This is a genomic window from Paenibacillus sp. FSL H7-0942, assembly GCF_045040715.1.
Lineage (GTDB): Bacteria > Bacillota > Bacilli > Paenibacillales > Paenibacillaceae > Paenibacillus > Paenibacillus amylolyticus.
This window is the reverse complement of the sequence record NZ_CP150279.1, coordinates 3,746,665-3,758,939: the sequence shown is the minus strand read 5'-3', so window position 1 is coordinate 3,758,939 and position 12,275 is coordinate 3,746,665. Positions and strand designations below refer to the sequence as shown.

Below are 12,275 nucleotides of genomic sequence, written 5' to 3'. Positions count from 1 at the left end.
AAAGAAGTTCCCTACTAAAACTCGTCGACACGCGCTTCACGCACTCAACTGGATAAAGCCATTAGGATATATGTGTGTCAACAAAATTCTAATTAAACATAAAGCCTTCTCTCCGAAGGAAAGAAGGCTTTATGTTTAATTAAGATAAATTTATTAATTCAATCAGTATACTGCTGAAGTATTCTTTGTTCAGCAGAGATTTTCTCCAAGTTTGAGTGAAACAACTGATCCTCCTCCTATCAAAAAAGCAGCCCCGTCAGGAGCTGCCTCATGTATTATGCCTTATATTGTAATCTTATCTGTTTCCGCTAACCAGCTAACTTACTCCGCACCCGGATAAGGATTGATCTTCTGGATCGTTCCATCTTCGTTGTAGTTCAGCTCCGAATATTTAACGCAGCGCTTGTGGTTGACGCCTTCCGACAGGGAGCTGTCGTGATAGAACAGATACCACTTGTCTTCAACTTGCACAATGGAGTGATGGGTTGTCCAGCCGATAACCGGAGAGAGAATCTCGCCCTTGAACGTGAATGGTCCCATCGGGTTCTTGCCGATCGCATATACGAGCTTATGCGTGGTTCCTGTAGAGTAGGACAGGTAGTAATAGCCGTTATATTTATGCACCCATGGGCCTTCAAAATATCTCCGTTCCTCATCCCCAGCCAGAATCGGATTCCCGTCTTCATCGACAATCGATATCTCGGCAGGCTTGCCTTGGAAGGACAGCATGTCGTCGCTAAGCAGTGCAACTTGCGGTCCAAGCGCCGGCTGGTCAGGAGCAGGTCCTTCTGCATCTGGCACGAAGCTGCCAGTCTGCCATTTCTCCAACTGGCCACCCCAGAGTCCGCCGAAATAGATGTATGACTGATTGTCGTCATCCACCAGTACGGCCGGATCGATACTGAAGCTGCCTTCCATATAATTCGGTTGCGGCATGAATGGGCCTGCCGGAGACTCTGATGTTGCCACACCCAGACGGAAGATGTCGTCATGATCCCGTGCCGGGAAAAACAGGTAATAGGTATTGTTCTTATAAGCGGCATCCGGTGCCCAGAGCTGCTTGGAGGCCCACGGAATATCTCTCAGATGCAACGCTTCGCCGTGATCAACCACCGGGGAATCGAAGTTGTTCATCGAGAGGACATGATAGTCTTCCATTTTATACTGGTCGCCGTTATCGTTGCTCGGCTCGTCATGATCGAGGTCATGGGAAGGATAGATGTAGATTTTGCCCTCGTAGACATGGGCGGACGGGTCAGCAGTGAAGATGTGGGTTACGAGCGGTTGGTGGGGCTTAGGTAGTTGTTGTTGATTCATAAGGCATCTCCTTTGGTATTGGAATAATAAAATACTTCATGTACGGGATTACGGTAATTCATTGATTGCACCCTCAGAATTAAAAGCAAGCGTTTACAACCTCTAATGTTATTGTATAAGCCCCGCTTATTCTTTCCTAGTACACATAATAAAGATCTTCCCCCGAAAAAATGTACAATTCCCGCCCATCTCATAATTCTTATATTCTACAATGAAGTGATGTTTTTTGCGTTGTCTTGTCATCGGTACAATTTCTTGTCTTTGGCTCGGGACAAGAAATTGTACCGAAAAACAAAAAAGCCGCTAAATTAGCGGCTTCTCCATCTCTTTCAAGCGTTTCTTAGCACAAAATATATGCCTAGTTCTCAAGCTCATCTACTTGGTTACAACTGTATGTTATGACCTGCTGAAATCATCACCAATGTTAAAACAGAATGGTATCGGGGGTAACCCCCTCAGGATACTCTTCTTCCCATACGTTTTTCTCTACATAGGCCTGGTACCACATCTCTGCAATTACATCCGGATCATTAATTGCGCCGGTACCTGACTCCTTGATCAATAAACCTAATGAGCGGTGGCCCACAAAAATCCCTTGAGCAGACAATGAAGTATGAAGATTAGCAACATAATTGCGTAACCCTGCAAGAGCAATACCGATATTCCCCATCATGGACACAGGGTACATGGCGGATAATCCTGAGGTAAAGAGCAAGGCTCCCTCTTTCCTAGCGAGCATATCAGGGAGAACAGCATTGACGACATGGATGGCACTAACCACATTCGCCTCAAATGCATCCCTGGCGTTCTCCGCCGTTAACTCCAATACAGAAGTGGGAGGATAATTGCCTGCTGTTGGACTGAATTCCAACACATCAATCTGACCATACTTTTCTTTCATGTTGGTCATAGCCTGTTCAATCTGTTCCTTGTTAAAAATATCTGCTACGAAATAAGATGCCTCGATACCATCCGCTTTCAGTTCCTCCACCATATCTTGCAGTTTTGCAGCATTTCTTGCAACTAATGCCACTTGGAAGCCGCGCTTGCCAAAGCTCTTCGCAATAGATAATCCTAATCCCTTACCTGCACCAACAATCGCCAGTGTTTTCATTTATGATTCTCCTTTTATGAATGAGTTAGTGAGTTCAATTGACAGTTGTAATTGTAAAACGTACAATTAAAAGACTCAATGGTCGATATAATTCAATGTGTTAAATAAACATCACTTTTGATAAATCTGACTATTATTTATGGAGGGGAAGCACGAATTGGGTAAAGATAAAGTGGATCTGCGCATTCTCAAAACGCGGAAAGCCATTAAAGAAGCGTTTCTGAGATTAGTACAAACCAAAGGCTATGAACGAATTACTGTGCAGGACATTGCCAAAGAAGCGATGATAAATCGCAACACATTTTATTTGCACTATGTAGATAAACCTCAATTCATGGAGAAGTTATTTCAGGAAAACGTGGAGAGTTTAAATGCTTGCTTAAGCCTGGAAGTGAGTTCAATTCATGAGATGGATAAAGATATGTTTGCTACCATGTTAAAAACGATTTTCGACGATATTGAAGCCAATATGATATTTTTTAAGACAATGATCACTCAAAATATTTATCCAAACTTCTCCGTTTACTTGAAAGAGGCTTTTAAAACGATCATTTTTTCGGGAATCGGCGATCATCGCCACGATGAGAAGATAAAAATTGGCATCGAATACATGATATCTGGATTGGTAGGAGTAATTTGTCTCTGGATAGTTGAACCGGAGAACTACAGGGTAGATAACTTTATCGAGCAACTGAGTGAAATTCACTATTCTAACATGGTTGACTTGCTGAAGGATACTTGATAATAAACTAGTATGATCTGAACAGAAAGGCTATTCTTGCCGAATCTGATCTGGCTCGACTCCCTGCTTAGATTTGTCAGAACTAGGCAGGCATAGAATAATGTTTGTAGCCGAGAGAGTTCAGGTTGGTAGGATGGCCCGCCTGTTTCACCATACTTTGAATCAACTTGCTTAATGGGTAATTACCACCACTACAAAGCAGAATATCCCCGTTAAGTATAAATTCTCACTTACATACAATTGATTTCATTAAACCGAAGATTATTTATAATCCATATTTTGTAAAATTAATCTTAATCCAAAATAGCAAATAATCGGTTGCTTCCTTTATGATGTTGAGCTTGAATGCAGCAAGTGTCTTTTTGTACTTATGAAATTTGCATTCACGATCTTAGGTGGAACCCCTAAGCACATATTCGCGTCCCGATGTTGGCGCAGATTGATTGGCCTTTACCAGAAAAAAACTTATTTTAAAAAAAACGTTATTCCACGCGAATTCTTAAATTCATGTGCTTTTTTCTTGCCACATGATCTTCATCATGATGCTATTTAGATAGATACCTAATCCGTAATGACACAATGTTCTTGTCCCTCGACAGTTTTTTTATAAATTCCCCTTTCTTGCTTTTTTTAGCGATGTCACTCTTCGATCGAATTCATAATAACTTTAAGCCTTGCGAAGCATTTGTCTCTCGCTTAGATGTGAAAGCATATCCTTCGTCATGGCCTTCAAGTCGTAGCGAGCATGAAATCCCCATTCTGTTTTCGCTGCCGTTGCATCAATGGAATGCGGCCAGCTATCGGCAATCGCCTGTCTCTTCGGATCAACGTCATAATCGAGGATAAAGCCGGGAAGCTCATCCCGAATCGCTGCAGCGATCGCCTCCGGATCCACGCTCATTGCGGTGACATTAAATGAATTTCGGTGTATCAACCGGGAAGAATCCGCTTCCATCAAATCGATGATTGCGTTCAGGGCATCCGGCATATACATCATGTCCATGTTTGAGTCCTTGGCGATATAAGATGTATACCGGCCAGCCGTCACGGCTGCGTAATAAATTTCCACGGCGTAATCCGTCGTTCCTCCGCCGGGAGGCGTCATATAAGATATCAAACCCGGGAATCGCAGCCCCCTAGTATCCAGACCGTATTTGTGAAAATAATAATCACAAAGCAGTTCGCCGGACACTTTGTTCACGCCGTACATCGTATTGGGCCTCTGAATCGTATCCTGAGGGGTATTGTCTTTCGGAGTCAAAGGGCCAAAAGATCCTATGGAGCTTGGAGTGAAAAATTGGCAGCCGAGCTCCCTGGATATTTCAAGTGCATTCATCAATCCGCCCATATTCAAATTCCAGGCAAGCAGCGGTTTCTCCTCTGCGGTAGCCGACAGCAGCGCAGCCAAATGGATGACGGTATCAACTTCGTACCGCTTGGCGATTTCGAACATCGCCTTATCATTCGTCACGTCCAGCAGCTCGAATGGCCCCGATCGGGTAATTTCGTGGGCTGATGACCTGAGATCCGTAGCAATGACGTGATCCGCACCATAAATTTCACGTAATTTAACAACTAACTCAGAACCGATTTGGCCCAGTGCTCCGGTCACCAAAATCTTGTTCATAAGACATTCCTCCCGAAATGTACTCCCGCGAATGAGCTAAATCAGCTTCATTTCCTTGCCAACTTTCTCATAAACGGAGATCACCTGGTCGAGCATCTCCTTGGTATGGGCAGCTGTCGGCATGTTGCGTATTCTTCCGGTTCCTTTCGGAACCGTCGGAAACAGGATTGCCTTGGCGTAAACGCCTTCTTCATAAAGCCGTTTGCTGAATTTTTGGGTGGTTACTTCATCGCCAATGATACAAGGTGTGATCGGCGTTTCGCTTTGGCCTACATCATATCCAAGCCGGCTCAAGCCATTTTTCAAATCATTGCCGTTCTCCCACAGCTTCTCGATCAGCTCTTTGTCATTCATCAAAATGTCGACAGAAGCGCTGCAAGAAGCGATTGCAGCCGGAGGTAGCGATGTCGAGAACAGAAACGGACGGCTTCTCAGCTTCAACCATTCGATCAGTTGTTTTTTACCCGCCACATAACCGCCGACAACGCCGATCGCCTTGGAAAGAGTACCAATTTGAAAGTCAATGTGGTCGGACAATCCAAAATGCTTCACGGTTCCCGCACCTGCTCCGAGAACGCCCGAACCGTGGGCATCATCCACATAAGTAATCAGATCGAATTCTTCTGCTATTTTCACGATTTCAGGCAGCTTTGCTATATCACCATCCATGGAGAAAACCCCGTCGGTGATGACCATAATTTTATGGTACTGACCGGATTCCTTGGCATCTTTCGCCTGCTGTCTTAAATCATTCATATCCGAATGCTTAAAGCGAATCACCTTGGCTCTCGACAGGCGGCAGCCATCAATAATCGAAGCGTGGTTCAGCTCATCTGATAAAATCGCATCATGCTGGTCCATTACCGCGGATATAGCAGCCATATTGCAGTTAAATCCCGATTGATACACGATAACGGCTTCCGTTTTTTTGAAACGGGCCAGTTTTTCTTCAAGCTCAATATGAAGATCCATCGTACCATTAATTGTTCTCACAGCCCCTGCGCCTGCCCCGTATGTCTGCGACGCCTTAACTGAAGCATCAATCAGGCGGTGATCTGTTGCCAGTCCCAAATAGTTATTGGAAGACAAATTGATTAAGGACTTTCCGTCGATACGAATAACAGGACCATTTGCACCCTGCAGCGTATCGATGACGTTATATAGACCTTTAGTCTTTAGATCTTCGATGTTCGAACTTAAAAATTGGTCCAATGCTTGACTTGACATTCCATTCCCTCCTCGATATACGAATGTCCTCGTACAGGAGACACATAATTCTCCGGGAAAAACCTGTTATAAAAAGGGTTAGATTGATTTTAATGTATCATCTTTTTATTTTTTTGTACACATGTGGCGGACAAAAAAATAAAAATATCCGCAAAAAAAACATAGCGATTGCTTCCCCCATTCCCGGAAGCAATCGCTACTAAATCTTTGCTATACTTTTTGTTACATTCTATACTAATTCATCATGTATTAAACTATTATTATGCAATGAGAAACTCTATTTCAACCTGTGAGGTGATTTGATGAACAAGATTTTAGCGATCTCGATTTTGGGAATGGGTTTAACAGGTGCTGTTTTAATCGTCTCAATTGCTCTGTTGTTTAACCCCCCAATAGGAAGTGTGTTGAAGATGGTTACTGCTGCTTCAACATTATCTTTTATTATATTTGCTGTTTCTGCTTTGATATTTCGTCGGCGATTAGATGATGAAAATAGTGAGTAGTATATTTATACTTCCTCGATTTAGGACGAATGCTTCACAGTTGCAATCCTAACAATGTTTCTGCTTATCTTCAGAAAATAATGAAACATGCATTCCCCCCTACAAGCACCCATGCCAGAAAATAGAATCTTCTGTTTTAAAATATATAGAAGCAGTGGCTTTATATACCTTATTTTTCCATAAAAGTCCAATATAGTTGTACCGTTCTTCCTGTTCGATCCGTTGTTTCTCTGTGTAGAGCGTTTGAATGGTTCTACAAAGTCACTTCTACTAAGCTTACAGCATGTAAGCTACTCAGCATCACCAAAATTATCGATCGGACTGTGAAAAATAAAAACGTCACTTTGCCGGGCAACACCCACTGTTTTCCCTTTATATCCAGGTACGTGATCGCTGACCTGCACTTGGGGCGTCCTAGTCTACGGAGGAGCCCTTTTTCGTGATTTAAATACTCATACGTAAACTATACAAAAAAGGATCGTTAGCATTTCTGCAACGATCCCTGTTGTCAGTCCGCTAGTTGAAATCAGCAGATGATCAATTTGATGCCTTATTAAGTTTGATTAAGCTAACGTTTCTCGTTAGCTTAATCTCGACAATAGATCGCTTTCTTTGTAACGATCTCTCTTAAGCTTTTAGATTCTATAGGATAGCAGTGGAATTAATCTTTAGCTTACTCGAATAACTCTCTGAGCATCCTATCCTTGTTATTCACAAACTCTTTCATAATCATATAATGGTCGGTTTCTTCCAATACTTGGACTTCGATACCATCTGGCTTTAGATTGTAAATAATCGAATCTGGATATGCCATAAGGATTGGGGAATGGGTCGCAATTATAAATTGAGAGTTTTGCAAAACAAGTTCATGGATTCGTGTCAGCATCGCCATTTGGCGAAGGGGAGACAGTGCAGCCTCAGGCTCATCCAGTATATATAATCCATTCTCTCCGAACCGATGAATGAAAGTGGAAAAGAACGACTCTCCGTGCGATTGCTCATGCAAGGACTTGCCACCGTACGAATCTTTAATAGGGCGAATAGGGCGACCGAATGAAGGCTGACTGTCCAACTCATCGATCGTTGTGGCTAAATTATAATAACTTTCTGCCCGGAAAAAGAAGCCATCCCTCGGGCGTCGCGGACCTTTAATCAATTGTATATATTCATATAAGTTCGAGTGAGTAGCCTGGGTTGAGAAGGAAAAGTTGATCGTCCCACCCTCCGGGTTAAATCCCCATGCGACAGCAATGGACTCCATCAGTGTTGATTTGCCCATTCCATTTTCACCTACGATATAGGTTACCTTGGGGTGGAAATCAAGAGTATTTAGGTTTCGAATGACTGCCAAATCAAAGGGGTAACGATTATAGGTGGGTACTTGTTGCCGCTTAAGCTGAATTTGTCGTAAATAGGGATGCTGTATATTAATATAGTTCACTCCCTTTTAAAACTTTGATCGTTATGCTTACCTTTTTTTTGGAAAACACTGACTGATGTTTGTCTCAAGCTTTAGTTTACTCCATCAAACAAATAATACCACATACCGAAAATAACCTGTCCGTAAATCGATATCCGGTAAACATTCACCTCTCTCCACTGCTTTGATCTAAACCTTAAATTTTTCTCGCATAAAACATCCACAGTGCAAAAAATACGATTAAAACAAATAATAAGCAAGTTAGTAAGGTATAGAATATCAAGGGATTAAAGAAACCGGCGATCACGGAGGCAATGCCCATACCAATGAGAATGATTGCTGTGCTGAGTGTGCCGGCTCTCTGGAGTATCATTACACTCCGCTCGTCATTCTCCTCAATATACTGCTTCTTCAGCTCGGCTTCATTATTACTGGCTTTTATATACCTGACTAGGAAAAAAGCGACGGCCACTTCAACCCCGATAAAAGCGCCTGTGTGAAATCCCTTTATAAAACTAGGTAAATCGGGTAGTCCACCTCGGTAAAATATAAGTCCTACATAGATCAATAGGGTAGCAGCGGCTACCAGTGACAGTACGTTTTTGCGAGTTTTTATTTTAATCTTGTACTTGTCCATTTACATTTCCTCCACTTCGCTGAAATCAAAAACATCTTCAATGGCGAGTCCAAAAAAATTGGCAATTTTGTAAGCAAGAATAAGGGAAGCCGTGTATTTTCCCCTTTCAAGAGAGGTAATGGTTTGCCGGGTAACACCAACAATTCGTCCCAGCTCTTCCTGTGACAGCTTATGTTGCTTACGCAGTTCTGCAATTCTTGTCTTCAAGTGATCACGTCCTTGCAATGTTTACTTTTCATTTTTAGCATAGTTCACTTTGCATTTTTACTTACCTCTGAATGCAAAACAAGCTAAGCCCCTCTTTGTAAAAGGAGGGCTTGGCTCGGTTGATTTTTGATTATATAAGATGCCAGAAGAGTTTACTTAAACAGAGCAAATGGTTGAAGCGCTTGGTGTTACCCCTATAGAAACGTATGTAGGCCGTGACTTAATGTTTGTATTGGAAAGTGAAAAAGCGGTTCAAACTGCTACACCTGATCTCTGGAACCATAGATGGTATACTCGTACACTATTTATTCGGGTCTCGGTGCCACTTATCATCTCCCATTATTCTATCAACAATATGATGGGCTCCCCAAGCAGCCGCCATCTCTAACCCTTCACATTCTTCGCGAGTAGAAGGTCTAATCTCTCCCAAATGATATATTTCATACCCTCCTGATATCCTATCAATGATACAGGCAGGTGGGGGCCACGCCTCTTCTTCATTCGGGAACGGACGATTCTCAACGACCGGCCAATCACCTGATTTCAGTACATCATCATATACACCCACGATAAATTGGTATTCCTCTTCTTGAGGTATCTCTTCTATCGTGTCACTTATCACATTATAGATTGCAATGCTGGCATCTTTAAGCCTTCTCCCAAAGGCAAACTTACCGTTAGGCAGAGGTATAGCGTAGATATCACCCAATTTTATTCGTTTACGTCTCTTATTTTTCACGGTTTTCCAAACTCCTTCGTTGAGGTTTTAAGTTAGTATTTTTCAAGTTCTGTCTTTAAATCCTCAATTAGTATATCGACTTCTAATACAGCAGAATCAGCATTATTTAAGAATATTGAAGGTTTAAAACCCTCTTTTTTTAAATTGGGTAGAAAATCGTCTATGAACTCGTACAAATCCATACTTTTACTTGAGTAAATTTCCCAACCATCAGTTGCACAGTATTCCGCGAATTCTTTCTTAGGCCAAAATGGAAGTAATTTATTACCTTTATCATCTTCAGTAACTGACCAACCATTCTCATAAAGCCCCCACACTTCTTCTGAATCCACTACTTTTTTGATGAAGTATTCATAACGAATATTTGCAGGGAGATTGATGACTGATTCAAATTCTTTCTGATTCATATTTCCTCCTAATGATGTTGTCCTTCGACAAGAGTTGCAGCCGATGAACTACAGTATCAAGTCTAAATTTAAACGACCGATTCCCAGGTAGAAATATTGGGAATCGGTCGTAAGCCTATTTTAGAGTATGAGATTTCAGGTCCGGTTTGCCCAGCATCTGTTCCATCTGATCTTCATTCGCTGTATCCGAAATCGCAAATTACTGTTCTTATTACTGTTCTTTATACACGCGTACATAATCCACTTGCATCGTCGCCGGGATATCGGAGGCGTTCGGGGTACGGCCGCCGTCAAAGTTTCCACCGATTGCCAAGTTCATAATGAGGTAGAACGGCTCATCAAAAGGTGCATTGGGATTATTCGGTGCAGTTGCGGAATACCACTGCTCGTTAGTGACTTTATAGTAAAACTTGCCGTCTACATACCATTTAATGTTGTCCTCTTCCCAGACTACCGAGTATACATGATAATCATTGGCAAAAGTTTGCCCCGCCGGGAAGTGATAATCGCCGCCCGAATACTGGTTCCCGGGCCATTGTCCACCAAAGTGTATAGTACCGCTTACTGATCCAGGCAGACGGCCTCTCGCTTCCATAACATCAATTTCTCCTGATGCAGCCCAAGTGCCGTATACCGAATCTTTTGGAAGCATCCACAGTGCTGGCCATACACCATCACCTGTAGGAAGCTTGGCACGAAAATCGACTCTGCCGTATTTCAAGGACAGTTTATCCTTGGTGTTAATCTTTCCCGAAGAATACTGTGCATACCGATTCGGGTCTTGGGGGAAAGATTTGCTGTCGTTCATGGCTTTGATATTCAGCTTTCCATCCTGTACATATACATTTTGGGTGCTGTTTGTGTAGTGCTGCAGTTCTGCATTTCCCCATCCCCAAGTACCGGGATCGTTGTTAAGATAATATCCTGTTTCATAGTTCCATTTACTTGTATCCAGCGTAGTTCCGTTGAATTCATCCTGCCAAATGAGGTTCATGCCCGCGATTGCCGGGTCGGTTGGCGTTCCGATCGAGATATCCTCTTGATCAGATACATCCGGACGCGGGGCATTTGGATTGCCGATGAAGGTATAGTTGACGAAGTTGTTGCCAATATTTCCACCCGCCTGTCCGTTCAGCGGATATCCGATACGGATCTGCATATTTTCTTGGATTGGCTGGAACCAAAGACCATAGATATAATCGGACCAGTAACCCCACTGATTGGCATCGGACATATTGTTATACCCATTACCGGAGTATGCAAATTTGCTCTGGCTGGAGTTACTCAAATCCACCCATTGCCCATTGATGTTAATCTGGTATACGAAGTTGCCTAGTTCCTTGGCGATTGGCGCGCCCCCATCAATTTTGGGAAGCGGAACCCCAATGGAACCATTCGCATCTGCTGTGAAGGTTGTTCCTTCGTATGGCGTAATGACATATGAATTTCTTGTAGGTTCATTAAACGTAATGGTATAAACAAGATTAGTCGAAGAAGTCTTTGATTCTAATTTGACATTGATCGACTCCGTTACGTTAAACCAGTACCCACCTCCGCCATCAGTGAAATGGCCAAAATTGTGATCGTAGATCCAGCCGCTGGCTGCGTTATTGTCAATATCAATCCAAGTGTTGCTGTTTACAGGTTTGACATACACCTTCAAATCATCCGCAACAGCTTCATAAGTGACCGCAGGATTATTGTTGAACGTTGGATATGTAAAGCCTGCACCGCCTGTGAAACTTGCTGTGATTTGTGGACCTTGTGTCGCATTCATCGCTGTGATAGTTGTTTTGTTGATGTTTTGGAATACAAGTTGATACTCCAGTTTAACACCATTCGCTTTGGAGTACAGTTGGATCTCCGTTGTTGCGGAGAGGGTGAACCAATAACCATTGAAGCCGCCATCGCTCCAGTGCCCCCAGTTTTGGTTATAGATATAACCGCCTGCCTGGTCGATATCAACCCAGTTGTTGCCCACTTTTACATTAACGCCTACATCACTGTAAACATCATTCCATGTCGCGGAGCCTCCATTGAACTTAGGCATAACAAATCCGTAGCTGGCCTTGCCAACCCCCGATTTTGAAATAACAGGCCCGTCTACTGGTGAGAAGTACTCCATTGAGGTTACGGTAGTTCCCGCTGCCTGAACCTTTGAAGGTGGCAGTATGCCAATACTAGCCAGCATCACAACCACAAGGAACATACCGAGTACCTTTTTCATAAACCGTTTCGCCGCAAAGTGAGATGGTTTCATGATAGTCCTCCTTTAATAAAATATTAGCTTCTCCCAATCCATGCGCATTAAGGAAATCGCTTACATGAAGGGGTA

The 12,275-nt window shown here is 42.9% G+C and carries 12 protein-coding genes; 2 read left to right on the top strand and 10 right to left on the bottom strand.

Translation table 11 applies throughout. From position 1 onward, the window contains the following. Positions 1-321: 321 nt before the first annotated feature. Positions 322-1,317, bottom strand: a complete 996-nt coding sequence (locus tag MHI48_RS16720) for a glycoside hydrolase family 43 protein (RefSeq protein WP_036613892.1) — start codon at positions 1,315-1,317, stop codon at positions 322-324. Positions 1,318-1,741: 424 nt separating this feature from the next. Continuing rightward, positions 1,742-2,431 (bottom strand): SDR family oxidoreductase, encoded by a 690-nt coding sequence (locus tag MHI48_RS16715; protein WP_036673652.1) that lies wholly within the window; start codon positions 2,429-2,431, stop codon positions 1,742-1,744. 157 nt (positions 2,432-2,588) lie between these two features. On the opposite strand from MHI48_RS16715, the gene MHI48_RS16710 reads away from it, so the two are divergent. Continuing rightward, a complete protein-coding gene (locus tag MHI48_RS16710) occupies positions 2,589-3,173 on the top strand; it encodes a TetR/AcrR family transcriptional regulator (protein ID WP_051447337.1) in 585 nt (194 codons plus the stop codon). Between the two features lie 667 nt (positions 3,174-3,840). Here the strand turns inward: MHI48_RS16710 and MHI48_RS16705 are convergent. Together MHI48_RS16705 and MHI48_RS16700 are read right to left on the bottom strand one after the other, a co-directional pair. Next, positions 3,841-4,800 (bottom strand): L-threonine 3-dehydrogenase, encoded by a 960-nt coding sequence (locus MHI48_RS16705; protein ID WP_405141152.1) that lies wholly within the window; start codon positions 4,798-4,800, stop codon positions 3,841-3,843. Positions 4,801-4,836: 36 nt separating this feature from the next. Beyond that, positions 4,837-6,027 (bottom strand): glycine C-acetyltransferase, encoded by a 1,191-nt coding sequence (locus tag MHI48_RS16700; RefSeq protein WP_340030465.1) that lies wholly within the window; start codon positions 6,025-6,027, stop codon positions 4,837-4,839. 302 nt (positions 6,028-6,329) lie between these two features. Here MHI48_RS16700 and MHI48_RS16695 point away from each other — a divergent pair, with 302 nt between their 5' ends. Next, positions 6,330-6,530: a hypothetical protein gene (locus MHI48_RS16695; RefSeq protein ID WP_340030463.1), complete on the top strand. Its 201-nt coding sequence runs from the start codon at positions 6,330-6,332 to the stop codon at positions 6,528-6,530. 673 nt (positions 6,531-7,203) lie between these two features. Here the strand turns inward: MHI48_RS16695 and MHI48_RS16690 are convergent. The 6 genes from MHI48_RS16690 to MHI48_RS16665 form a co-directional block, all read right to left on the bottom strand. After that, positions 7,204-7,956 (bottom strand): AAA family ATPase, encoded by a 753-nt coding sequence (locus MHI48_RS16690; protein ID WP_370511418.1) that lies wholly within the window; start codon positions 7,954-7,956, stop codon positions 7,204-7,206. 190 nt (positions 7,957-8,146) lie between these two features. After that, the gene (locus tag MHI48_RS16685; RefSeq protein WP_405141149.1) at positions 8,147-8,587 is read right to left on the bottom strand and encodes a hypothetical protein; all 441 of its coding nucleotides are present in this window, start codon (positions 8,585-8,587) and stop codon (positions 8,147-8,149) included. Continuing rightward, the gene (locus tag MHI48_RS16680; protein ID WP_036613900.1) at positions 8,588-8,794 is read right to left on the bottom strand and encodes a helix-turn-helix transcriptional regulator; all 207 of its coding nucleotides are present in this window, start codon (positions 8,792-8,794) and stop codon (positions 8,588-8,590) included. A gap of 301 nt (positions 8,795-9,095) precedes the next feature. Beyond that, a complete protein-coding gene (locus MHI48_RS16675) occupies positions 9,096-9,533 on the bottom strand; it encodes an Imm26 family immunity protein (protein ID WP_405141147.1) in 438 nt (145 codons plus the stop codon). 32 nt (positions 9,534-9,565) lie between these two features. Then, the gene (locus MHI48_RS16670) at positions 9,566-9,940 is read right to left on the bottom strand and encodes a DUF2750 domain-containing protein (protein ID WP_076250519.1); all 375 of its coding nucleotides are present in this window, start codon (positions 9,938-9,940) and stop codon (positions 9,566-9,568) included. 211 nt (positions 9,941-10,151) lie between these two features. After that, a complete protein-coding gene (locus MHI48_RS16665; protein WP_405141145.1) occupies positions 10,152-12,200 on the bottom strand; it encodes a glycoside hydrolase family 16 protein in 2,049 nt (682 codons plus the stop codon). Positions 12,201-12,275: the final 75 nt, after the last annotated feature.